Source organism: Lachnoclostridium sp. An196 (genome assembly GCF_002160135.1).
Classification (GTDB): Bacteria; Bacillota; Clostridia; order Lachnospirales; family Lachnospiraceae; genus Hominiventricola; species Hominiventricola avistercoris.
This window is the reverse complement of sequence record NZ_NFJZ01000001.1, coordinates 281,354-305,260: the sequence shown is the minus strand read 5'-3', so window position 1 is coordinate 305,260 and position 23,907 is coordinate 281,354. Positions and strand designations below refer to the sequence as shown.

The 23,907-nt window shown below is 45.2% G+C and carries 22 protein-coding genes; all 22 read right to left on the bottom strand.

The genetic code is table 11. The features are described from left to right. Nucleotide 1 precedes the first annotated feature (1 nt). The 22 genes from B5F29_RS01350 to B5F29_RS01245 all read right to left on the bottom strand — a co-directional run bounded on the left by B5F29_RS01350 (nt 2) and on the right by B5F29_RS01245 (nt 23,904). Nucleotides 2-1,204, bottom strand: coding sequence for an EpsG family protein (locus tag B5F29_RS01350; RefSeq protein WP_087152877.1), 1,203 nt, complete (start codon nt 1,202-1,204; stop codon nt 2-4). Next, complete coding sequence (wecB, locus tag B5F29_RS01345) at nt 1,201-2,298, bottom strand: non-hydrolyzing UDP-N-acetylglucosamine 2-epimerase (RefSeq protein ID WP_087152876.1); 1,098 nt, start codon at nt 2,296-2,298, stop codon at nt 1,201-1,203. The genes B5F29_RS01350 and wecB overlap by 4 nt, the downstream gene beginning before the upstream one ends. A gap of 1 nt (nt 2,299) precedes the next feature. Next, complete coding sequence (locus B5F29_RS01340; RefSeq protein ID WP_087152875.1) at nt 2,300-3,388, bottom strand: hypothetical protein; 1,089 nt, start codon at nt 3,386-3,388, stop codon at nt 2,300-2,302. Next, nucleotides 3,385-4,521 (bottom strand): DegT/DnrJ/EryC1/StrS family aminotransferase, encoded by a 1,137-nt coding sequence (locus B5F29_RS01335; protein WP_087152874.1) that lies wholly within the window; start codon nt 4,519-4,521, stop codon nt 3,385-3,387. The genes B5F29_RS01340 and B5F29_RS01335 overlap by 4 nt, the downstream gene beginning before the upstream one ends. 1 nt (nt 4,522) lies before the next feature. Then, entirely contained in the window at nt 4,523-4,753 is a 231-nt protein-coding gene (locus tag B5F29_RS01330) for a phosphopantetheine-binding protein (RefSeq protein WP_087152873.1), read from the bottom strand. A gap of 62 nt (nt 4,754-4,815) precedes the next feature. Next, nucleotides 4,816-5,997 (bottom strand): diaminopimelate decarboxylase family protein, encoded by a 1,182-nt coding sequence (locus tag B5F29_RS01325; RefSeq protein WP_087152872.1) that lies wholly within the window; start codon nt 5,995-5,997, stop codon nt 4,816-4,818. A gap of 7 nt (nt 5,998-6,004) precedes the next feature. Continuing rightward, entirely contained in the window at nt 6,005-7,516 is a 1,512-nt protein-coding gene (locus tag B5F29_RS01320; RefSeq protein ID WP_087152871.1) for an amino acid adenylation domain-containing protein, read from the bottom strand. Nucleotides 7,517-7,538: 22 nt separating this feature from the next. After that, entirely contained in the window at nt 7,539-8,444 is a 906-nt protein-coding gene (locus tag B5F29_RS01315; protein ID WP_087152870.1) for a hypothetical protein, read from the bottom strand. Further along, entirely contained in the window at nt 8,437-9,516 is a 1,080-nt protein-coding gene (locus B5F29_RS01310) for a Gfo/Idh/MocA family protein (RefSeq protein WP_087152869.1), read from the bottom strand. Before B5F29_RS01310 ends, B5F29_RS01315 begins: the two co-directional genes overlap by 8 nt. After that, a complete protein-coding gene (locus tag B5F29_RS01305; RefSeq protein WP_087152868.1) occupies nt 9,516-10,829 on the bottom strand; it encodes a nucleotide sugar dehydrogenase in 1,314 nt (437 codons plus the stop codon). Before B5F29_RS01305 ends, B5F29_RS01310 begins: the two co-directional genes overlap by 1 nt. A 9-nt stretch (nt 10,830-10,838) precedes the next feature. Then, nucleotides 10,839-12,065 carry a glycosyltransferase family 4 protein gene (locus tag B5F29_RS01300; protein WP_162608330.1) on the bottom strand — a complete coding sequence of 409 codons (1,227 nt, stop codon included), beginning with the start codon at nt 12,063-12,065 and terminating at the stop codon, nt 10,839-10,841. Between the two features lie 18 nt (nt 12,066-12,083). Then, on the bottom strand, nt 12,084-12,935 hold the full coding sequence (locus tag B5F29_RS01295) for a hypothetical protein (RefSeq protein ID WP_143449102.1): 852 nt from the start codon (nt 12,933-12,935) through the stop codon (nt 12,084-12,086). A gap of 13 nt (nt 12,936-12,948) precedes the next feature. Further along, complete coding sequence (locus B5F29_RS01290) at nt 12,949-13,644, bottom strand: sugar transferase (RefSeq protein ID WP_087152865.1); 696 nt, start codon at nt 13,642-13,644, stop codon at nt 12,949-12,951. After that, entirely contained in the window at nt 13,645-14,784 is a 1,140-nt protein-coding gene (locus B5F29_RS01285) for a DegT/DnrJ/EryC1/StrS family aminotransferase (protein WP_442911266.1), read from the bottom strand. 7 nt (nt 14,785-14,791) lie between these two features. Beyond that, nucleotides 14,792-15,742 (bottom strand): hypothetical protein, encoded by a 951-nt coding sequence (locus tag B5F29_RS01280; protein WP_143449101.1) that lies wholly within the window; start codon nt 15,740-15,742, stop codon nt 14,792-14,794. A 5-nt stretch (nt 15,743-15,747) separates the two neighbouring features. After that, nucleotides 15,748-17,604, bottom strand: a complete 1,857-nt coding sequence (locus B5F29_RS01275) for a polysaccharide biosynthesis protein (RefSeq protein ID WP_087152862.1) — start codon at nt 17,602-17,604, stop codon at nt 15,748-15,750. 114 nt (nt 17,605-17,718) lie between these two features. After that, complete coding sequence (locus B5F29_RS01270; protein WP_087152861.1) at nt 17,719-18,663, bottom strand: hypothetical protein; 945 nt, start codon at nt 18,661-18,663, stop codon at nt 17,719-17,721. Further along, nucleotides 18,660-19,559 (bottom strand): ATP-grasp fold amidoligase family protein, encoded by a 900-nt coding sequence (locus B5F29_RS01265; RefSeq protein WP_162608329.1) that lies wholly within the window; start codon nt 19,557-19,559, stop codon nt 18,660-18,662. Before B5F29_RS01265 ends, B5F29_RS01270 begins: the two co-directional genes overlap by 4 nt. A gap of 5 nt (nt 19,560-19,564) precedes the next feature. Further along, the gene (locus B5F29_RS01260) at nt 19,565-20,710 is read right to left on the bottom strand and encodes a glycosyltransferase family 2 protein (protein WP_087152859.1); all 1,146 of its coding nucleotides are present in this window, start codon (nt 20,708-20,710) and stop codon (nt 19,565-19,567) included. 24 nt (nt 20,711-20,734) lie between these two features. Beyond that, nucleotides 20,735-21,706: a glycosyltransferase gene (locus tag B5F29_RS01255; RefSeq protein WP_087152858.1), complete on the bottom strand. Its 972-nt coding sequence runs from the start codon at nt 21,704-21,706 to the stop codon at nt 20,735-20,737. Further along, a complete protein-coding gene (locus B5F29_RS01250; RefSeq protein ID WP_087152857.1) occupies nt 21,703-22,674 on the bottom strand; it encodes a glycosyltransferase family 2 protein in 972 nt (323 codons plus the stop codon). Before B5F29_RS01250 ends, B5F29_RS01255 begins: the two co-directional genes overlap by 4 nt. Nucleotides 22,675-22,677: 3 nt before the next feature. Beyond that, nucleotides 22,678-23,904 (bottom strand): hypothetical protein, encoded by a 1,227-nt coding sequence (locus tag B5F29_RS01245; RefSeq protein ID WP_143449100.1) that lies wholly within the window; start codon nt 23,902-23,904, stop codon nt 22,678-22,680. Between the last annotated feature and the right edge of the window lie 3 nt (nt 23,905-23,907).

Below are 23,907 nucleotides of genomic sequence, written 5' to 3'. Positions count from 1 at the left end.
CTTAATCCTGCATTTCAATCCGCCACAATTCCTGATCCATCACATTATCATGATAGATCTTCCACATACCCTCTTCATAATTATAATAATCGTTTATCTTTTCCTGATTAAATACAGATATATAAGGATAAGTCCAGAGAGTTACCCCGTTCTGCTGATAATAGTAACTTTCGGAAACCATTGCATTTAAATTTTTGATCCCCATCACCAGCGTCAGCCCCAGAAAGAATGCCGCCCCTATTTTTGCGATTTTATCGCGTTCAGATATCAGCAGCACAACCAACGCGCATTCCAGTACTTTAAAAATCACGCAGTACCGGCTCGCATAATAAGAGCTGCCGCACATCAGCATGTAAAAACATGTCCCGCATAAATAGGCTTTCAGAAGAAGCGTCGTCCTCTGCTCCGGCTGACCGTCCTTTTTCTTTTTCCAAAAATACAAAATCAGTATTGCCGCGGCGCTGACCAGTCTCTCTCCCACAGCAAAAAGACTTACCTCGCCGTCCAGCAGAAACTGCTTTACATGATACACAGGCAGAACATTCGTAATCAGCTGCTCCACCGCTCCTATCTGCAGAACCAGACCTCCCGCAATAGAAAGGCCAAGCAAAGCCAGGATTACATATACCGGCAGATAGTACACGACGGGAAGTACCAGCCACGCGTATCCCACCCGGTGGAATGACGCCACGATCAGCACGCTGACTATATACCGCACCCACTTCTTCTCAAGGTAAAACGGAACCGCAATCCCCAGAAAAATGCAGATCGCCAGTCCCTGGCGAAGTCCGGACACCAGATAGACCAGATACAATACCGGATAAGAGAGAAACAGCCCCGCTGTTCTCAAAGGAACATATTTATTCAAAAACCGATGCAGAAGCAGCATATCCGCCAACCCCAGGGCAAAAGTAAATACCCAGAACGGGGCATGGAACAGTTTGAACACCGCCGATATGAGACGCCACCCGATCTCCGGATAAAATCCGCAGATATATCCCTGCGACAGGTCAATATAGGCCGGAATGGTTTCATAAAGTCCATGATACGTCACATAATCCGTACCCTGCCCAAACCGCAGGCACAGACAGGCGGCAGCCAGTCCCCAGCAGCACCAGTAGATATATTTTCCATACTGCGGCCGGAACCATTCCCATACTGCTCCCGCAGCAAGGATCAAAAATATGATCAAATATAAATTCATGCTTTTCCTTCCAAGATATCTGCAATTCTCTTCGAGGCAAATCCATCACCGTATGGATTGCTCGCCGTACTCATTTTTCTGTAAGCTTCCTGATCTTCCAGAAGCATTTTGAAGTTCTCATAGATCGTCCCTTCATCTGTGCCTACCAGCTTCAGGGTTCCCGCCGCGATCCCTTCGGGACGCTCGGTGGTATCCCGCATCACCAATACCGGCTTGCCCAGAGACGGCGCCTCTTCCTGTATCCCGCCGCTGTCTGTCAGGATCAGATAGCTCCTGGCCAGAAAATTATGGAAATCCAGCACATCCAGCGGTTCTATGATCCGGATCCGTTCGTCGTCTCCCAGGATGGCCTGGGCAGTCTCACGCACTGCCGGATTCATATGAATCGGATAGACCGCCTTGATATCCGGATGTTCGTCACAGACCCGGCGGATCGCCCGGAACATATGCTTCATGGGTTCTCCCAGATTCTCCCTGCGGTGCGCCGTGATCATAATCAGCCGACTGTCTTTCGCCCACTCCAGAACCGGATGCGTATAACCTTTCCGCACGGTAGTCTTCAGCGCGTCGATGGCGGTATTGCCCGTTACATAGATGGTCTCCGGCTTCTTTCCCTCTTTCAACAAATTCTCCTTTGACAATTCTGTGGGCGCGAAATGATAGGCAGCGATGATCCCCACTGCCTGTCTGTTAAATTCCTCCGGATACGGAGAATAGATATTATAAGTGCGCAGTCCCGCCTCCACATGCCCTACCGGGATCTGAAGGTAATAGCAGGCCAGAGCCGTCACAAACGTGGTAGAAGTGTCCCCATGTACCAGCACCACATCGGGACGCACCGTCTCCAGCACCTCCCTGATCCGGTTCAGAATATTCGTCGTCACATCGAACAAAGTCTGACGGTCTTTCATGACAGACAGATCGTAGTCCGGAACCACGGAAAAAGCCTCCAGCACCTGATCCAGCATCTGCCGGTGCTGACCTGTCACACAGACTACCGTCTCTATCTCTTTTCTTGTCTTCAGTTCATTGACCAGCGGACACATCTTGATCGCCTCCGGCCTGGTCCCGAATACCAGCATTACTTTTTTCATGCTACCCTTCCTTCAGTTCTTTTCTGATCTGCTCTGCCAGTTTATGATTATTCTTCTCCACATGTACCCTGGAGATAAATCTGTCCACCTGTTCCGTCCACCTGCTGTAATCACCCGCAAGCTTCCTGACCGCTGAGACATAATCATCCGAGGCGATTCCTATGCCATACTTTTCACAGAGTTCCTTAAGAGGAGGATTTGTGGAAGCAAGCACCGGCTTTCCCTCGTACAGAAATTCAAAGATCTTCCCGCTGGCACAGTATTTATTGTTAAGATTCCGCTGATGATAGGCCACAAAACCGATCTGACAATTTTCAATAAAATACTTCAGATGATCCTGACCCATGCGGGGCAGAATTTTCACATTCGTAAGCCCCAGTTCCCGGATCGTGGCGCCTGCCAGGATCTCGTCTTCCTCGTCATTTTCGCCGACCAAAAGCAGTTCATATTCTCCGCCCAGCTCCTTCATGGCTTCCAGCAGTTTGCCGGTAGTCCGGCTCATATCACAGCCTGCAGTGGAGATAATACGGAATCTTTTCTCCCGGAAAAAATCTCCGTTTTCTTCCTCCATCTGCCTCTGCTTTCCTGCCTCCGTATATTCCAGTCTGCGGATGTTTTCATAATTCAAAGGCGTCTTCTTAAGCCCGAACATTTTTACCATGATTTTAGCACGGAATGGATTGGCGGCGATGACCACATCCGAATGTCTGGTAAAAATTTTTTCCATAATACAGCCGATCTTCCCCGGAATACCGGCTGCGCTTTTCATATCATACAATTCTCTGCAGTCCTGTACCACATATCCGGAACCGCAGATGCGTTTTGCCAGATATCCGGGCAGGATGCCTTTCCGGTTATCGATAAAGATCAAGTCCGCCTTCCCCAGCCGTCTGGCCTGAAGGCAGCAGAAACGGACGAACGCCGGATATCCATGATCCGTATAAAGGATATGGCTTTTCTCCTGCGGTTCTTCCCCGTCGGAACGGCGGGTGATATAGGTCACCTCGCCCAATTCTTTGGCGACTTTAACCAGTTCCCGAAGACGCCCATCATATTTCCAATGGTCATAGGAAATCAACAATATCTTCATATATCTGCTCCTGTTTTCTCACGGATCAGCCGGATCACTTTCGCCTGATCCTCCTCTGTCAGATATGGCGATAAAGGAAGCGCCAGCACTCTCTGACATACGCCTGACGTCACCGGGAACGTTTCTCCATACAGTCTGCATCCCGCGAACGCCGTCTGCTGGTGCATCCCTCTGGGATAATAAATATTCGTGGGTACGCCGTGCTCCTTCAGGTATTCCTGCACTGCGCCGCGCTCTTCCCCGTCTTTTAAGAGGATGCTGTACTGTGCCCATCCGGAACCATATCCCTCCGGTATCTTCGGCACTTTCACACAATCTGACAGTTCTTCCTCATACCGGGCTGCTATACGATCCGTATCCTTCAGTTCATACTCCCGGAACGCTTTCAGCTTTACCCGCAGTACCGCTGCCTGGAGTGTGTCCAGGCGGGAATTCATCCCGATCCGGACATTGTCATATTTGTCTGTTCCCTTTCCATGGATCCGCAGAGAACGGATCAGTTCCGCCCATTCGTCATTGTCCGTGAAGACGGCGCCGCCGTCCCCGTAGCATCCCAGGGGCTTGGCCGGGAAAAAGGATGTAGCCGCGATATCGCCGAAACTTCCTGCCCGTCTGCCACGGAGACTTCCTCCAAATCCCTGGGCCGCGTCTTCCAGAATATACATGCCATAACGGTCCGCAATCTCCCGGATCCGCTCATAATCTGCGGGCAGTCCGAAAAGATCCACCGCCACGATTACCCGGGGCTTCAGTTTCCCTTCTGCCAGTACCGCCTGCACCGCCCTCTCCAGACTGTCAGGATCCATATTAAAAGTATCTTCCAGGATGTCGGTAAATACCGGTGTCGCGCCTTCATACGCCACGGTCTCGGCAGAAGAAAAGAAAGTAAAGTCCGGCACAAAGACCGCGTCTCCCTCTCCGATCCCCCATGCCATCAGGGCAAGAGTCAGGGCGTCCGTGCCATTGGCGCAGGCAATACAGTGTTTCACACCCACGTACTCCGCCAGCTCTGCTTCCAGCTGTGCCACCGGATTTCCGCCGATATAGACGGATTCCTCCAATACCTGTCCGATCGCGGCATCCATCTCAGGTTTCAACACCTGATACTGCTTTTTCAGATCACGAAATTCCATCTTACTCTTCCTCTCTGATCCGCTGGATCAAGTTCCAGATCCCCTCTGCGGAATTCAGATTCTCCGGCACGATCTCCTCTGCCGGGATCTCTACCCCGAACTGATCTTCGATCTCTGCGATCAGGGTAATCACATCAAAAGACTCCAGCAGTCCGTCATCAATCAGTTCTTTTTCTGTTTCAAAATCGATCTCAGGCTTCAGGGCCTGCAGAAGCTCCATTAATTCTTCCATATTACAATCTTTCTCCTGACACTTATTATTGTTTGCTATCAGGACATTTTATCATGCCTGCATTATGAACGCAAGTCTTCCGTGTTCCATGACCATGTCTCCAGCGCGCCGCGCACCAGTCTGACGCCCTCTTTTCCCCCGTAAAGGTAGATCTTCGGCATCCTGCGGCTCAGGAACAGATAGATCCCTTCCGTCACGGAATAGGCCCCAATATTATGGAAAACCAGATAATCCCCGACCCTTGCATCACAAAGCGGCAGCTTTTTCAGAAGAATATCCGCCACTGTACACAGGGAACCATAGACCGTCCATTCCTCTTCCTTCTCCTGTTCCAGCGGATGCTGCGGGAAGTAAGAAAGGATCGGCGTCTTCATGGCCATATTCTGGCCGTAGTAATTCACATGATTGATTCCTCCGTCCACAATGCACACATTGACCGCGTCATTCCTCTTCTGGTCCATGATCTTCGTCATATAATATCCGCAGGACGCGGTCAGATAACGTCCCATCTCAAACGTCACTTCATAAGGTCTCTTCTCCCGGAACAGTTCCATGAAGGACTCCAGAAGGCTGCAGTCTTCCGCAAAATCATCCTTCATAAAATATGGGACTCCCAACCCGGGACCGAATTCCAGTTCCCTGGTCACAAAGCCTTCCTCTTCCTCCAGGCGCCGGATCAGTTCTTCTATATATTCCACTTCCGCCGCGATCTTTTTGATTACTTTCTTCTGAGTGCCTGTAAAATACTGAAGTCCGCGGATATTTACATATGGATACTTGTCTCTTTCACGGATCAGCTGCCGCACATCCTCTTCACTCATTCCAAACTGGTTTCCGCTGGTCACCCGGAGCAGGATCTCCACATGCCGGTCCAGTTCTTCCGCACAGCGGCTCACCAGATAAAACTGCCCTCTGGACTCTGCGGTATAATGTACCACGCCCTGCTCCATGGCACAGCGCACATCTTCATACTCTTTATTTACACCGGACAGAACAATTTTCTTCATATCCAGCCCGTTCTGTACGCAAATATGGAATTCTCCCGGAGAGCACACTTCGTACCTCTCCACATATCCGTCCAATACTTTCACCAGGAACGGGTTTGCCTTCATGGCGAAACACAGCTTTGCCGGGCGGATCGTATCCGCGATCCACCTGGCACGTTCTGTCAGAATATCTGTATCAAATACATAGGACGGCGTATCCAGCGATACCGCCAGTTCCCGCAGCTTTTCCTCGTTCATTTAAGCCTCACTTTCTGTACTCCGCCATCAGGGCTTTCCTGTCAATCTTGCCGTTCTTGGTCACCGGCATCTCGTCTACCCGGTAAAATACGTTAGGAATCATAAAGCGTGGCAATTTTTCTGCCAGCCCTTCAATGATCTCTTTCGCTTCCGGCGTGCCCACATAGAATCCTACTATCTTCGTATTTGGTTCGTCATAGATGCAGCATGCGCGCGAAACCCCGTCCAATGCCTGAAACGCCGTCTCGATCTCTCCCAGTTCGATCCGGTGTCCCATATGCTTGATCTGGAAATCTTTCCGCGTCACATAATAAAGTTCTCCCTGCTCATCGTAGCGTCCCAGGTCGCCGGTGCGGTAGACCGGCTCCAGATAACGCCGATTCAGCGGATTCTGTACAAATACCTCTTCTGTCTTCTCCCAGTTTCGGAAATATCCCAGAGCAAGTGCCGTACCCGACACACAGATCTCCCCCAGTTTTCCCGGTTCCGTCAAAAGTCTGTCTTCTTCATCCAGAAGGAAAACTCTCTCATTCGGGAAAGCCTTCCCGATTGGCAGTGTCTCATCTTCCGCGAACTCTCTGTCTACGATATAATAAGTACAGTTGCAGGTAATCTCGGTAGGTCCGTACAGATTTACATAAAGCGCATCCGGCAGATAACTTCTCCAATAGTTCAGATGTTTCACCGGCATCACTTCGCCGCTGAACATGACTCTGCGGATCGTCTTCGGCACTTTGTACCGGAATCCTTTCAGCATGGAGATGATGCACAGCGCGGAAACCGCCCATGTAAGATTTGTCACCTTTCTGTCATCCAGGAAATCCAGGAGTTTCTTCGGCACTGAGAAAAATTTCTTTGGAATCACTTCCAATGTGGCCCCTGTCTTCAGCGCAGGAAAGATGTCTTTCACCGAAACGTCAAAGTCAAAAGGAGCCTGATTGGCGATCACATCATCCCTGCCGATTCCGAATATTCTGACAAGATGCTCCGTAAAATCAATCACAGAGCGATGGGATACAACCACTCCTTTCGGCGTCCCGGTGGAACCCGAAGTGAAATTTGTATACAGAGGATCCACATCGCAGAAAGCTTCTCTCCTCGACTTCAGCGCAGTCTCACAGATCTCATGCTCTGCCAGGTCCTCGGCCAGCAGAATCTTTCCGGGAAATCCCAGTTCCCGCACCTTCTGTTCCAGCTTCCTGCCGGTGACCAGGACGTCTGCCTCCAGAGTAGACAGAATCGTCAGGATCCGCTCCACCGGCTGTTCCGGCTCTACCAACGAATAAAAGCAGCCTGCATAGACTGCTCCCATAAATACATTCAGTGTCCGCGCCTCTTTTTCCATCAGAACCGGCACCGGCGCATTCTGAGGAAGCACTGCCGCCAGGGCACTGCCGATCCGTTTTCCGTATTCTCTGACCTGCGCATACGTGTAACTCTGCTCCAGGTCCTCAAACGCCGCCTTATCCGGGCACTGCGACGCGCTGCTCTCCAGATAATCCAGGATATTCTGAATCATATACTCTCTCCTGCCTTCACATTTATTTCTTTTTGATCTCCAGCACCTTCCTGGCCGGATTCCCAAACTGCTTCTCATCCTCCGGCACATCCTTGATCGCCACTGCTCCGAGCCCCAGATACGCATGATCCCCGACCTGTATCCGGTTCGTTGTCACCGCCATAGGCGCCACATACACCTGATCACCGATCCGGCAGTGTCCTGAAATGCTGGCTTTTCCGCTGACCAGGGTCTCTTCACCGATCCGGCAATTGTGTCCCACATCTCCCAGAAGGCCGATCATGGATCCTCTTCCAAGCACGGTCGTCCTGGTGTCCCCTGCCGCCAGCACGGAACCCGCCAGCAAAAGACAGCCATCCTCGATCACCGTTCCGGCCAGATGGGGCAGCGTCCTGCAGCCCCCGTCTTCTGTCCGGTATATATCCGCGTCTTCCACGCCTATCAGACATTTTTCACGAATCTGCACGTCTCTTCCGATCCGCACATGATCTCCGATCACGGTCCCTGCTCCGATCCGGCACCCGTCCCCAATCACCACATCTCTTCCGACAACACAGAAAGGACCAATCTGCACATCCTCTCCTATTTGAAGGTCCTCACTAAAACAGTATCCTTTCTCCATACGATGTTCTAAATGGGGCATCAGATTTTTCAGCCGTTCCAGAATCTCTCCATAGAGATTTTTAGGGAAAGAACATTTCAGTTGTATGCTGGATGGATCCAGACTCAATTCCATATCTTTTTTCGTGATGAAAATGCATTCTTTGACCTTTTCCACATCCTCGGACACATCATTTTTCACGAATACAACAGAATGATCCTCCGGCGCTTCCGGATCAGACACGCCATAGATCCTGCCTTCCAGGTCTCTTCCCTCAGGAAATCCCTCCAGAAGATCCCGGATCACGATCTCACATATCTTAAACATCGAACTCTCCCGCCATATCTGTACTCTCAAAATCTTTCAACGGCAGCTTCACAGGCACGCCTTCTTTCTGGCTCTTGTAAATCGCCAGCACCAGTTCCAGGGCATTCCTTCCTGCCACCGGGTCCACATACGGCTTCCGGTCATGTTCTATCGCGTCTATCATATCCGCATACAGACTGGTATGACCATTCCCGTAGACATTGCTGGTGGCCTCTTTAAGTCCCTTATTGGCGTCATCCCGGGCTTCTTCGTCCGCAAAGTCCCACACATCAATGTTATTTGTGGACTTTCCTCCGATTTTCACAGTTCCCTTCTCTCCGAAGATATACAGAGTCTCTTCCAGGTTCTGCGGATATACGTTGGTCGTCCCCTCTATGGTGGCAATCGCGCCGTTTTTAAACTTCACCACTGCCATGCCCACATCCTCTGCCTCCAGGTAATGGTGGAACTGCTGACGGGTCTGTCCGTAGACTTCTTCCACTTCATCCCCGAACATCCAGCGGAGGAGATCGATGCCGTGAATACACTGATTCATCAGCGCTCCCCCGTCCGAAGCCCATCTGCCTCTCCAGGGAGCCTGATCATAATAACTTTTATTCCTGTTCCATCTTACATGAACAGAACCGTGGGAAAGCTTTCCGAATCTTCCTGCCTCCAGCGCTTTCCTGGTCTCCTGAACCGCGATGTTGAACCGGTTCTGATGGCAGGCGGAGACTTTCACACCTTTCTCTTCGGAACGGCGGACAATCTCATCCGCGTCCTTCATACTCATGGCTATGGGCTTCTCAATGATGCAGTTCACTCCATGATCGATACAATACAAAGCGATCTGCGCGTGCACGCCGCTCTCTGTGGCGATTCCCACCAGCTCCGGCTGTACTTCTTCCACCATTTTCCGATAGTCTGTATATCTGGCAATAGAATGATCCTTCTCCAGTCCATGTTTTGCCAGCAGACTCTCCATCTGCTGCTGATCCACATCACAGACCGCGGCAAATTCCAGCCCGTTGTTCAATACCGCTTTTACATGATTCGTGGCGATGCGTCCGCATCCGATCAACGCGTATTTCATCACAATACCTCGATATTCTCTCTGTTTTCTATGTTTTTCATGACGTTCTTGGTGTCAAAGACAGCTTTTGCATGCCGCTGCACCAGTTTATAATCCACGTTGGTATGGGCTGCCGTGATCATGACCAGATCCGCGCTCTCGATCAGCTCCGCGGTCAGTTCCGGCTCGCTTACGCGCTCCTGTCCCTTGAATCTGTACTGTCTGACCCAGGGATCATAATAGATCACATCCGCTCCTGTCTTCTCCAGTTCCTCGATCACGCGCAGCGCCGGACTCTCCCGGTAATCGTCGATGTCCTGCTTGTAGGCTACGCCAAGGACCAGCACTCTGGAACCGTTCAGGGATTTCCGGAAACGGTTCAGGATCTTTCCTGCCCGTTCCACGCAGTATGCCGGCATCTTATCATTAATCATCATGGAGCTTTCGATCATGGACGTGTGAAACCCGTATTCCCGCGCCTTCCATGACAGGTAATAAGGATCCAGCGGAATACAGTGGCCGCCCAGTCCCGGTCCCGGATAGAACGGCTGGAAACCGTAAGGTTTCGTGCTGGCCGCGTCGATGACCTCCCAGATACTGATTCCCATCTCATTGCAGAGAATCGCCAGCTCATTGATCAGGCCGATGTTGATATTCCGGTAAGTATTTTCCAGGATCTTCTCCATCTCCGCGATGGCCGGTGAGGATACCTCTTTCACATCGCCTTCCAGAACCGCCCGGTACATGGCCGCGATGACTTCCGTGGCGTCTTTGCCCACGCCGCCGATCACTTTTGGAGTATTTTTCGTCTTATAGATCAGATTTCCCGGATCCACACGCTCCGGAGAAAAGCCCAGATAAAAATCTTCGCCGCATTTCAGCCCTGACCCTTCCTCCAGGATCGGCTTCACCAGTTCTTCCGTCGTACCCGGGTAGGTGGTGGACTCCAGCACTACCATGGTGTTCTTCGTCAGGTATTTCGCGATGTCCCTCGTGGAATTCCGCACACAGCTCAGATCCGGCTCCTGATGGATGTCCAGCGGCGTAGGCACACAGATGGCGATAAAATCCACATCTCTGATAAAGCTGAAATCCGAAGTAGCGGACAGCATTCCTTCCTCCACCAGGCGTTTCAGGTCCTTGTCTACCACATCTCCGATATAGTTGTGGCCTTCGTTGACCATCTTTACCTTATGCGGCTGCTCGTCAAAACCAATCGTCTTGAATCCGGCTTTCGCCTTCTCTACCGCCAGCGGCAGACCCACATAACCCAGACCGATGACGCCGACCACGATCTCCTTTTTCGCGATTTTATCCAATAGTAATTGTTTCATGTCAGCACCTCACTGCTTTATTAAAATCTGCTCCAATTCATCCGTCAGATTCTTGAAGTCGTATCTCTTTACCGCTTCCCTCGCGTTTTGACAATATTCTTCATAGTCTTTTTTATCCATCTCATAGAAACGGACAATCGCTCCGGCCATCGCGTCCGGATCACCCGCTCTTACCGTCACGCCGCTGCGCGTCTCTTCCAGAATGTCGAATTTCGTCCGGATATTCGATACCGTCGGCTTTCCTGAAGCCATATAGTCAAACATTTTGTTCATACTCAGGCCATAATCTGTGACCTTGTCGCTCGGCGCGGTCATAAGATTCAGATCGCCCTTTGAGAGAATATTCGGAATATACTTCTTATCTACTTTGCCTTTAAAAGTGACATTTTCCAGACGCTTTTTCCGGGCGTATTTTTTCAGATCATCTTCCAGATATCCTGCCCCAAACAGCAGGAAACGGATATCTGCCCGGTCTTTCAATTTTTCCGCTGCATCCAGAATATCAAACATAGAATTTGCCTGGCCCATGGAACCTGTATACATAACCTTGAACGTATCTCCCTGCTCCAGCTCAGGATCATGAAAAATATTTTCCTGCTCCTGTCTGTGATAAACCTCCAGATCTACCCCATTATTGATATAATAGATCTTGTCAAGAGGTACATCTTTTTCCCAGCCCTGGTCTATGATGTATTGTTTTCCGCCTTCCATCGTAAAGATTACCGCGTCGGCTTTCTTATAAATCCAATGCTCCAGCATATACAAGGCCTTTGTCATCAGCTGTTTTTCTTTCAGCGCGCCATATTCGACCAGAGTCAGCGGCCAGAGATCCGCGATCTCCACCACGCAGCGGCAGCGGTATTTCCTGGCCAGCAGTATCCCGGCCACACAGGCCAAAGGATGCACCGACGTAGCTAAAATCACATCCGGTTTATGGAACTTCCGGGTCTGAGTAAACAGACGCACTGTATAATCGAAAAAATTAAAAATACGCTGAATCCCATTGCCTTCATAGTTTCTGGCACGCAGAAACACATAACGAAGCCCGTCGATCTTCTTCGCTTTCATAGGCGACCGGTCAGCGATCAGGTTCTGCTTCGATAAATGCACAGAACTGGCAGCAAAGATAATCACTTTATGTCCCTTTTCCTGCAAATGTCTGGCAAAATGATATGGTCTGGCCAATGGATATAGATTGGGCGGAACCGCGTAATGGTTAAAAAACCAAATATTCATTTTCTGCATCCTCTTCTTTTATTTATTTAAAAACGTATGATGTATTTCTTCCTGCCGCAGCGCGCACCAGATCTGATACATCCATTTATTTTTTTCAAAGCGCTTTATCGTATTTCGAAATGGGTAAAGCACAGATATCGCGAAACGCATCCATGGGCGGTACTTGATATGAAGTCTGCAGTATGCTTTCCGGAAACCGAAATTTTTCTCCAGATATTCCTGATAATTTGAATCATGGATCATAGTCCGGTAACCGCCCAGGATATAACGTATCCCCGGCTTCATATACCGCTCAAGCCCATAGTAGACCAAAGCCGCATTTACCTGTGTGTTCAGATACTCCGGATCTGTCTTCACCACTGAATATTCGATCCAGTCCTCATACAGATAATAGATACTGTAACCGATCAATGTATCCGTATCTTTCAAAAAAGCCCCGAGATACTCTGTATTTCCCCGTGTCTCCTCTGTCAGCCCCGAAAATTCTTCCGTCAGTTTTTTTCGGTCGTCTTTTTCCTGATAGGACTCATCATAGCTTTTCCATGCTTTAATCAGCACATTTGCCATCTGCTCCGCGTAATCCGCAGGCACGATCACTTTTACGTCGACCCGTTTTAAACCGCGGGTAATAAGGCTTCTCCGATTTGATTTCAGAGACATAATATCAAACGGGGTATCCTTGATCAGGCACCACCATTCCGTTTCATGTCCACAGTCAAAATCCGTAATCCATCTGGCAAGCAGGGGCCGCTTTCCGCCTGCCAGCTTCCTCCACTGACCGGCATCATCCATCCAGGAAGTGTCCGGCACTATATGAGGGGCCGTAGTCGGGACCAGCGCATGATTATAATATTCCCATTCCTGACTCATTCTGCTGTTCCTCTCATTCATTTTCCGCGCAGATTTTCCTTGCGATCCGCTGCTTTCTCTCATAAGTCCGCCGGTCTATCTGGCCGGTTCTCAGAAGATAATCTCCAAAATCCTCAGCCGTCGCCATTCCTTCTGTATTGATATCCTCTTTTTTCAGCACCTGGAAAACCGTCCGGAAAATAATCTTCAGATCTCCCAGAAAAGTGATGTTTTTTACATACTGCTGATCATACGCCAGCTTGTCTTCCCATGAAATGTTATTCCTGCCGTTCACCTGCGCAAGCCCGGTCAGCCCCTGGGCGACTCTGTGGCGCCTCCGCTGAGCTTTTGTCATGAAAACCATGTCACGAACCAGCTGGGGCCTTGGCCCTACGATACTCATATCACCTTTTAAAATATTAAACAATTCCGGCAATTCATCCAGACTGGTATTTCTTAAGAATTTCCCGAATTCTGTCAGACGCATCTCATCCGGCAAAAGATTTCCCTGCGCGTCTCTTTCGTCCGTCATGGTACGAAACTTGTACATTTTAAAGATCTTTTCCCCTTTTCCCGGACGAAGCTGCGTAAAAAGCACCGGACTGCCCAGCTTTTTATGAACCTGCCATGCCGTCCATATCATGAGCGGGCCGGACAAAACCAACGCTGTAACGGATATCAATACATCCAATTCTCTTTTTATGCATCTGGCATAAATTCCCTGTCTCATCTATCTCCACAATCCTCTGATCATCCCGCAGACTCTCTCCAGATCCGCTTCCGTCATCTTGGTATCGCTGGGCAGGCAAACGCCCCTATTAAATAATGTCTCTGCCACGCCGCCATGGTCAATATAATCGCATCCCGCAAACACAGGCTGGAGATGCATGGGTTTCCACACCGGACGGCTCTCCACGTCTCCCTGCTCCAGCGCCGCCATCACATCCAGAGGCTTCACCGGGCAGTCCTCCGCGATCTGGATCACGGAAAGCCAGCAGTTGGCCCGCTCGTCCTCATGTACGGGCATAAAGGAGATGCCTTCCAGATCTCCCAGATGTTCCTGATAATACGCGAATATTTTCCGCTTCTGCTCTACTCTCTGCTCCAGCACCTTCATCTGCCCCCGGCCGATTCCGGCCAGAATATTGCTCATACGATAATTATAACCGATTTCTTTGTGTTCATAATGGCGCGCCGGTTCCCTTGCCTGGGTCGCCCAGAAACGTACCTTCGCGATCCGTTCTTTCGCTTTTTCCTCTTCCAGATTGCAGACCAGCATGCCTCCTCCGGAAGTGGTGATGATCTTGTTTCCATTAAAAGAAAAAGCCCCGTAATCTCCAAAAGTTCCCGTATACTTTCCATGATAAATGGTGCCAAGGCTCTCCGCCGCGTCCTCGATCACTGGCACGCCGTATCTTTGGCAGATCTCCATGATCCGATCCATATTGGCCGGATTGCCGTACAGATGTACCGGCATGACCGCCTTCGCATTCGGATACTTTTTCAGCGCATCTTCCAATGCCTCCGGAGACATGTCCCAGGTCTCATAATCGCTGTCCACAAACACAGGCACTGCCTTCTCATACGCCACCGGATTCACCGTGGCCGAAAACGTCAGGTCCTGACAGATCACCACATCCCCCTGCTGCACTCCTGCCGCTTTCAGCGCCAGATGAATCGCCGACGTGCCGGAAGAAAGGGCCGCCGCATCAGAAGCTCCCACGTAAGAAGCCAGCTCCTTTTCGAACTCATTTACATTTTTCCCAAGAGGAGCGATCCAGTTGGTATCAAACGCCTCCTTGATGTACTCCTGTTCATAGCCTTCCGCGCTCATGTGCGGGGAAGCCAGATAAATATGTGCCATGTCCATGCCTCTTTCATTTCATTAATTTATTTTTTATCCGCATTTTCCAACGATAAGGATTCCAGGCCTTGTATTGTATAGAAGGAAATCCAACTATCTTTGCCGATTTTTTTACATTCGGAAAATATCCGTGTTTTACAAAATAATCATATAAAACAAGCATGCCGAAATTCTTCTCTGCCGGCAAATGCCAGATACAGACAGGATCATAATAGTAGTTTGTAGAAACTAGGTAAAACTGATTTGTCCAATAACGGAATATATATGCATTTGCAGGATAGACATAACCTTTTAAAAACTTTTCCACCGCAATTGACAATATATGTTCATCATCCCATGGTTTCAGGTCCTCTATTTCCCTTGCACACTGAATCACACACAAACATGCGTTTAAAAGCTCCTGCATTTGATTTTTATTGCCTGCGAAAAACTCTCCTCCATAATGTACCAGATTATCATTATCCGCGTGATACATTATCTGATAGTTATATCGAATCTCTGCTCTTTTTTCCTGTGAATAACTGTGGGCAGTCGGATACAAAATCAAAGAGTTTGCCGCTTCAGAAAAGAGTTCATCCAGCTTTTTCGTACACATCGTATCGCTGTCCAATACAAGCATGCAATCCTCTTTATCCATCAATTCCAAAACATGCTCTATAGCATTAAATTTATACTGTGTAATAGCCCATCGAAATTCTTCTTTGCTTTCGTACTTTCTAAAAGGGACTGTATGAATCTGAATACCAGTTCTCTCTGCTATTGTTCTTAAATATCCTGGGACATCAAAATTACAGCTTAAAATACATACCGCATTCGGATTATATTGCTTGGCTGACGCCAACGAAACAATAGCATTTTTTAAGTAGACGTCCATTGCTTTATCAACTGTAGTGATCCCATTTCCTTGCATTTGTGGTACTGTATTTTCTTCAGGTCTTGCCACCTGTGTCACAATATAGTTCATTAGCATTAATCCTTCCTATGGTAAGTCGTAACTATCTCGGCTACTTTGTCTTTAATATGCGGATTATCCTCCCTAGATAACCGATCCAACTCCTCTAATTGATGTAAAAATAATTTTTCATCAAATTCTATAGGCTTTCCGATATGGATCAATTTGTTTTTCGTACTTTGAAGTCCTTCTTCATCCATCAAAAGCTCTTCGTATAATTTCTCTCCCGGGCGTAAACCCGTAAACTGGATATCAATATCCTCATATGGTTTATAACCTGATAAACGTATCAAATTCAATGCCAAATCCAATATTTTCACCGGTTTTCCCATATCCAGAACAAAAATTTCTCCTCCTTTTGCAAACGCGCCTGCCTGCAATACTAAGGAGACTGCCTCCGGTATTGTCATAAAATAACGGATAATATTGGGATCTGTCACCGTCACGGGACCGCCCTCTTCGATCTGCTTCTTAAACAGGGGAATCACACTGCCATTACTGCCCAACACATTTCCAAACCGTACTGCCACAAATTCTGTCTTCGAACAATCATTCATCATCTGAATTATCATTTCACAAAGCCGTTTGGAAGCTCCCATAATATTAGTAGGATTCACTGCCTTGTCTGTAGAAATCAACACAAAACGCAAAGTCCCATATCTATCCGCTGCCTTTGCTGTTTTATAAGTACCAAACACATTATTTTTAATCGCCTCATTCGGACTATCCTCCATCAAAGGCACATGTTTATGAGCAGCTGCATGGTATACAATATCAGGACGATACTTTTCAAATATACTGTTAACTCTATGAGTATTTCTCACAGAACCGATCAGTACTGTCAGGTCTAATTTCGGATAATCATGTTTCAGTTCCTGTTGAATGTCATAAGCATTATTTTCATAAATATCCAAAATAATTAGCCTTTTGGGCTCATGTCGGGCAATTTGCCGGCAAAGCTCACTACCAATCGATCCTCCTCCTCCGGTAACCAGCACTGTTTTTCCTGACACATAGTCCATAATACTGTCTATTTTCGTATCGATTGGTTCTCTGCCCAATAAATCTTCAATTTCTACATTCCTAAGTTTGGAAATGCTGACTTCCCCATTAGCCAACTGATACAATCCCGGAAGCACTTTTAGCTTACAACTAGTTTGGCTACAGATATCAAGAAGCTCCTGTATCTCCCCATGCGGCGCTGAAGGAATCGCAATCATGATCTCATCAATATCATATTCTTCTGCCAAACGGCAAATATCATTCCGTGTCCCTTCTACAGGTACACCACGTAAGTATTTTCCCTGTTTCCCTGGATCATCATCCACCAGACAGCATACATATTGTTCACTGAAACGGCTATTCTGGAGTTCTTTGAGCAATGTATTTCCCGCTTCCCCAGCACCCACTATCATCGTATTTTTTTTCCCTGTACGAATCAGTCCTTCTTTTTTCTGCTGAACATATCCCAAAATGCGGTACATGAAGCGAAATACAGATATGCCAAAAGTCAGTATAAAAAAATACATAAACGGATAACTTCTCGGATAATCCAGATGCATCAACCACATGCCAACCGACTGTGTTACAGCAGAGACCAGACATGCCACTATAATATTGACCAGATCGGAAGCACTGGCATATTTCCAAATTCCCTGATATAGGCGGAAAACGTAAAAAGTCCCTATCGTAATTATCAGATTGATAGGCAGATATCTAAATATATTTTCAATAAATTCTATAGCACGAGCTTCGAAAAAAAGATTATAACGTACATAAATTGCCAGCGGACCGGATAATGTGATAATCAGCATATCCACCAATATCAACAATATTATCCGATACGTCATTTTTTTACTTCTATTCTTAAACATAAAATGCTCCTAAAGCAATCTGTTTATATTCTGTATTAGTTTAGCACCTTTATTACGGTTTTACAAGCATTGTAATAATTGCACTATTCTGTCTGGAATACTATCCACAACTCTTTATCTGTTCATTCTCATTAACACTTTACATTCTTCTTTTAAAAATCTGTCTATACTAGGGTACTGATCCAACATATTCTTAAACTGAATCCAAAACAAACCTTCTCCCCGATCATTATTGCTGGACAAAGTCGGTCCTTCCTGCGTATTTTCTACATACTGAACTTGCGATATATTATTCAAAGGAACATTTACCTTTATTCCATTCAAAACAGCCATCAACCAAAACCAAATATCATCGTTTGTAGCACATATACTCATAAATTTATTTTCTTCGATGACATCCGGATAGAAGCATTTTGGAGGATACAGCACTCCCCCGCATCCCACTAATTTGTAAAGATATGATGCCCTTGGTTTTCTCACATGCTTGCGTCCGGTTGCTTCATACTTGCCCTCTTTTATAGAAAACTCCGTAATAATATGTGCCTGGATGTAAGATGGATTTTTTTTATATTCCTGGTATAAAATATGCAGCCAGTTTCTGGGATAATATATATCATCATCTGCTGTCACGATTATTGACTCTGGATATTCCACTAATGCTGGAACAAGTTTTTTAAACGACTTAATATCATGATACCAGCCAATGGATAGTCCGTTCCTTTTTAATGTTAAAAGCCGTTTCGGCAAATTTTTTTCTTTCTCGGGAAATTGTTCTTCTGCCAACCACAAAATAACCTTGTCCGGCTTTTCCGTCTGCGATAGTAATGACCGGATTGTCCTGTCTACTGTATCAATTCTTGCGGGAAAAGAGGTTAAAGAAACTATTAACTCAGGGGCATGCAAAACTTTTGAAAGCCCGCTTTGCCCCAAAATTTCAAATTTCAAATACCATTTTAGCCTTCTCAAACCTTTAAAAAATTTTTCAGCCAGTCCAAATACCCATCTTTTAAATTTCAATAATACTGTTACTCTTTTTAATCTTTCTATAACCTTTTTCATTTATCCTCCAAACGAAGCCATTTACCCCATTCTATATCCGTTCCTTCTGGTTCTAAATGCATATATCCTCCCGTCGGCACAAAGGTATACTCAGACAAATAAACTCTCCCTTTTACGCTATATAAATCTATCCGTACAAATGGGAAATCCCTGCATAGTTGTGTAGCTATGGACTTCATTTGTTCAAAATTATCCGGCATTTCAATGTCTCCCGGAAAATGGTCATGTCCCATCAAATAAGTCGCCTGACGATTCCATTCCATGTCAAAATAATCATAATATTTGTCATATTCACCATTTTCTCCGTTGGATGAAACATAACATGTTTTGGGGACGCCATTAAAACAATAGAATTTATACGTATGAATGTTATCTCCCAAATATTCTTCAATTAAAATCTTCTTTTTTATATATTTATACTGCGGTTCCGCAAAATAAGTCCAATAGTCAAGACGCATCCATTTTTTCAGCTGTTTAATGGCACTTTTTCTATCAAATTTTTTCTTATCCGGGCATAAGATGTTCAATCCACATCCGTGATTACACTTTACCACAAATTGATCTGGAAGACTCTCCCAGTCAATATCCTCCGGTCGATCATATACTCCATACAATTTTGCTGCCAAATTACCGAATCCAATTTCTTTCAAATATTCTTTTACTTGGTATTTGTCTATACAAGTCGTCACAATTGGATTATTATAATATTGATTCAACTTTAAATATTGTAATTTTTCATTTATTGTAACAGGGTTTTCTAAATCCAACGGTTTAGAGAAGCCCGAATTATAACATTCTGTCACGGCTTTAGTTATATTTATCCTGCACAACCAAGATCTTCGCCAATGTCTCAAATGATGCTTCAGCCTACTGTATGCATTATTTTGCTTATTCATATTTTTCATCCTCTTTTCCAAATTTTAAATTTCATTTTCTCTAAACTCCAAATCAACAAATCACGACCATTTATTATACCATACCCATACTCCAAAAATTTAATTTTTTCTTTTTTGTTCGAAGAGAAATCGTCTGTCCTTTTGCTTGTATCGTACAAATAAATTTCATTACCCTTTATGCCTTTCATAATATTTAGTTCTAAAGGTTTCATGCACATAGAAAACTTCCTTACAGATAAATACGGTCTTTTACAACAAGTCAGTAAATATTTTTTATAAGCGCCTTCTTGTTTCCTTCCCCAAAAGTCACACGTCAAATCTTCATCAGATATTCCAAGAGTTTCCCCCAGCCCTATCGGTTCTCCATAAATATCATATTTTACACCATCCTCGAATTCCGGCATCCGATATTCTTTCGTTCCATAAAACAATACAGACTGAAACGCTGAAGAATCATGATTAAAATGTTCTCCCGCATCTCCAAAATTTGTCGTAAGAGAATCATAACTAAATACATAATATTTGTTCCGCTCCACTACATATGTCTGGTAATACTTTGCCCAGGAAGTATCCGGATAATGAAGAATTGTTAATGGAACATTTACACTTTGGGGCAACGTCTGATTTTGCTCATACCAGCTTTTAAAGTCCTTCCACATCCTCAAATTCCATACTTGTCCCCAGGAAGAAGCAAACTGTTGAAAATATACATCATATCCTGTATGAAGCGGATAAAATGGATACGGGCTTTCCAGAAGTTCCTTTCTTGTATTCAATGAGATTCCGGCAATCTGCGGATGATCCCCATACTTTTCCAAAGCCTGCATCGCATAATTATAAAAGTCTGGCGAAACATATAAATCATCTTCCAGAATCATTACCGCCCCGTATTCTTCTGTCAAATCCCCACAGGAGATAATGTGATTGCGTAGTCCCAAACGTTCCGGGTGATACACAACTTTTTTCTTCCCATAAGTCCATTCAAAATTTTCAGCAACTTTAATAACTTCTTCATTGCCTCCATGATCAATGCTGATCCGAAGCACAATATCTGTATAATTATACGTTGCTTCTGCCAATGACTGCAAAATTCTTTTCATAGAATCAGGACGATTATATCCCACCACAATTATCGCGATTGTACCTTTCATACTCTGAGTCTTCCCTTTCCATGTCTAAAAACTCTTTGGCAACTTTTTAGAAATATCATTTATTTTACAATATAAATGTACATTCAAAAAACAAAGCAAAACACGCATTCGGTTATACACAGTAGCTGCTTTTCCAAACAAAAAACGCTTATCGATGTATTTTCTATATCTTGCCTGGTACATACGTGTTTCATATATCATATTTAGATAACTGTTCAAAACGGCATTCTTCATCCAAAGACACAATTCTCTGTCCTGTTGCTCTGCCAGCACATTTAACTTTTCAAGTGTTTGAAACAAATCCTTAATATTTTTTTCTTTATTTTGTGATGTACTGATCGAATCTCCTCTTACTACATAATGATATAACGTATCCGATATCTCTGCCACTTGATCCGCCGCCAGTATAGCTCTCGGAGTAAATTCAACGTCCTCATGCAAAATTCCTTCTCGAAACCGCAGATTGTTCTTATCCAGAAAATCTTTTTTGTACAAGTACAGGCATGCCTCCACACTCAAAGTTCTGTTCTTATAATGTTCAAGTAAGTAATCTCTGCCAGATACACAGTGACCGCTCAGAGAAGTTTTACCCCGCATGACTTTACAGTTCTTTTCATTATCTTCCATCCCATCAAAAACTATAGCATCTATCATGGGGTATTTTTTTAATGTCTTTTCAAGGGCATTCACTGCCATACATTCTATATAATCATCCGAGTCTACAAACATTACATAGTCCCCCGTTGCCACAGAAATTCCTTTATTCCGGGCAGAGGACAATCCACCATTGCCTTTATGAAACACACGTACTTTGCTGCTTTTTTCTGCTAGATTATCGCAGATTTGACCACTGCTATCTCTGCTCCCATCATCGATTAATATAATTTCCCAAAATCCATTTTCCCCTTTCTGTTCCAGTAAAGATTCAACGCATCTAATCAAATATTTTTCTACGTTATACACAGGAACAATCACAGAAATTCGACATTCACTCATATGCAATACCCTCTATGCAACCTTAAACACGCCACATGAAACTTTTTCATCAGCATTTTTAATGTAATTACTTTTTCCTTCCTGCACTCTTCCCATAAAATTTCCCAAAAAGGATTCTGCAATATATCATAAAACTTTTTCTTAACTTCATAATTATTTTCTTTTTTCAATTGACTCCGATAGATATTCAACGTCATATACATCCGATTCCAAAAAAGCCGTAAATATATAGCTTTGTTCCTTCTGTCATCTACTCCCATAGTTTCCAAAAATTCATTTAAATTTTGGAATATGCATAATTGAATGTCAAATAAATTTTCATGAAAGCAATTGCTTAAACTATTATCCACATTTTCTCTATACCAATATAATGGCGCTTTAATAATACGATATCTTTCAGGCGCCTGTTCAAAATACAGGAGGTTAAAAACAATATCTTCTCCTAAATTCATTTTTTCAGGAAAACGAATTTGATTTTTTCTCAAAATTTCAGAAGAATACATTTTATTCCATGGGACATTAATGTATCCTTTGGAAAACATCTCCATAAATTCCTGAATTGTATATTCTTCCACCGGAGCATTCCCTGTTGTATCCATATCGGTTTGAGAACAACACATTACCACACAATCCGGAGAAAAATATGTCTTATACTGTGATAACAATTCCTGGTGAACCTTGTCATCCGAATCCACAAAAATTAAATATTCTCCCTGAGCTGCTTCTATACCTATATTCCTCGCAGAAGAAACTCCTCCGTTTTTTGTGTGTATTGTTTTAATATAAGAGTATCTTTGAGAAAATGAATCACACATCTCGGGACTTTTATCCGTAGAGCCATCATCCACCAGGATAATTTCTGCCGGCTTATATATTTGTTTCACCAGCGAGTCAACACATTCCTCCAAATAAGCCGCAGCATTATATACCGGCACAATAACACTGATCGATATTTCCCTGTCATTCACTTTCTATTCAATCCCTTCTATCTTCCACCCATTCTCATAGTTTAAAGTCACTACCCTAGAAAATCCTTTCCAGTCATATGAATAATTCACCTGATATTTTATATAGTTATCTCCTTCTTCCAATACTTGCAGTCCTGTTAATGAAGTATATACCATATTTGATGTATCCAGAAGGCTTACCAGGTTAACCGCCTCATCTTTCACATTCTGGTAGATCCAGCTCATCTGATTAGCATCGCTTAAGAGAAGGTCATAATATATTTTTTGAAGCGTTGCCGCTGCTGCACTCTGTTTTGAGAAAAAAACACTGTCCGGATACCATTCCTCATCCATACTGTACAGATCGCAGTACGATAAAGCTTTCCAGATATCTCCTCTCTGTAGATATACAAACCATTTCCGGATCAGCTTCTCCGGATCTTCTTCCGATTCATTCCCGGCGATCAGATAATTGCATGGAAGAATCTGCTCCTGCATATCTTCCCACGGAATCGGGAGTTCTGCTGAAGCTGACATCTCTGCATACTCTGCAATCTGCGGTTCTGTATAATTATAATTATCATATGCACTAAACTGAATAATCTTCCAGTGGCTTCTGTACCGTGCGGCAGTCATAGTCATCTGTCTCGGCACACCATCCACAAGCATCTGAATCACCACATTGCGCGCATCCCTGGCGCCTACAATACTGCAAATATCACGGATATCCTGATAATAATATCCGTCTGCATTCTCCGGTATATCAGCGGCAATACTCACGATTTCCAGGTCAACTTCCGATCCTAATATCCCTATACACTGTTCCACCATATCAGAATAAACCGCTGTCATACGAGCCTGATTGATCTTCATATATGCCGGACTTTCATAATCTGAAGGTGCCAGCATGTCTGTATACGGAAAAGTCTCCAGAACTTCACAATAGCTTTGCAGGAAAAAATTTTGGGCAATCTCTTCAATCGCACATCCCCGCAATGCCAGATCCAAGTCATCCTGGTGAATCCAATACAATACGTATTCAGCCACCTCTTCCGGACTCTCATATCCGTCTATTGTTTCTTCCCGCCGCATTTCCGCCGTTTTCACCGTAGGTTTTCCCTCGGTAACCATCGCATAGAGCTGATATCCTCCTAAGGCTCCAAATGTCGCCAAAAATAATACCAATATTGCAACTATTAAATGTTTATCTGGTATACTTTGCTTTTCTGTGTTATCTGCTTTCTGTCTCATTAA

Coding starts and splice junctions, on each gene's coding strand:
- B5F29_RS01350 (WP_087152877.1), bottom strand. CDS start 1,204: ATGAATTTATATTTGATCATATTTTTGATCCTTGCTGCGGGAGCAGTA.
- wecB (WP_087152876.1), bottom strand. CDS start 2,298: ATGAAAAAAGTAATGCTGGTATTCGGGACCAGGCCGGAGGCGATCAAG.
- B5F29_RS01340 (WP_087152875.1), bottom strand. CDS start 3,388: ATGAAGATATTGTTGATTTCCTATGACCATTGGAAATATGATGGGCGT.
- B5F29_RS01335 (WP_087152874.1), bottom strand. CDS start 4,521: ATGGAATTTCGTGATCTGAAAAAGCAGTATCAGGTGTTGAAACCTGAG.
- B5F29_RS01330 (WP_087152873.1), bottom strand. CDS start 4,753: ATGGAAGAATTAATGGAGCTTCTGCAGGCCCTGAAGCCTGAGATCGAT.
- B5F29_RS01325 (WP_087152872.1), bottom strand. CDS start 5,997: ATGAACGAGGAAAAGCTGCGGGAACTGGCGGTATCGCTGGATACGCCG.
- B5F29_RS01320 (WP_087152871.1), bottom strand. CDS start 7,516: ATGATTCAGAATATCCTGGATTATCTGGAGAGCAGCGCGTCGCAGTGC.
- B5F29_RS01315 (WP_087152870.1), bottom strand. CDS start 8,444: ATGTTTAAGATATGTGAGATCGTGATCCGGGATCTTCTGGAGGGATTT.
- B5F29_RS01310 (WP_087152869.1), bottom strand. CDS start 9,516: ATGAAATACGCGTTGATCGGATGCGGACGCATCGCCACGAATCATGTA.
- B5F29_RS01305 (WP_087152868.1), bottom strand. CDS start 10,829: ATGAAACAATTACTATTGGATAAAATCGCGAAAAAGGAGATCGTGGTC.
- B5F29_RS01300 (WP_162608330.1), bottom strand. CDS start 12,065: ATGAATATTTGGTTTTTTAACCATTACGCGGTTCCGCCCAATCTATAT.
- B5F29_RS01295 (WP_143449102.1), bottom strand. CDS start 12,935: ATGAGTCAGGAATGGGAATATTATAATCATGCGCTGGTCCCGACTACG.
- B5F29_RS01290 (WP_087152865.1), bottom strand. CDS start 13,644: ATGAGACAGGGAATTTATGCCAGATGCATAAAAAGAGAATTGGATGTA.
- B5F29_RS01285 (WP_442911266.1), bottom strand. CDS start 14,784: ATGGACATGGCACATATTTATCTGGCTTCCCCGCACATGAGCGCGGAA.
- B5F29_RS01280 (WP_143449101.1), bottom strand. CDS start 15,742: ATGAACTATATTGTGACACAGGTGGCAAGACCTGAAGAAAATACAGTA.
- B5F29_RS01275 (WP_087152862.1), bottom strand. CDS start 17,604: ATGTTTAAGAATAGAAGTAAAAAAATGACGTATCGGATAATATTGTTG.
- B5F29_RS01270 (WP_087152861.1), bottom strand. CDS start 18,663: ATGAAAAAGGTTATAGAAAGATTAAAAAGAGTAACAGTATTATTGAAA.
- B5F29_RS01265 (WP_162608329.1), bottom strand. CDS start 19,559: ATGAATAAGCAAAATAATGCATACAGTAGGCTGAAGCATCATTTGAGA.
- B5F29_RS01260 (WP_087152859.1), bottom strand. CDS start 20,710: ATGAAAGGTACAATCGCGATAATTGTGGTGGGATATAATCGTCCTGAT.
- B5F29_RS01255 (WP_087152858.1), bottom strand. CDS start 21,706: ATGAGTGAATGTCGAATTTCTGTGATTGTTCCTGTGTATAACGTAGAA.
- B5F29_RS01245 (WP_143449100.1), bottom strand. CDS start 23,904: ATGAGACAGAAAGCAGATAACACAGAAAAGCAAAGTATACCAGATAAA.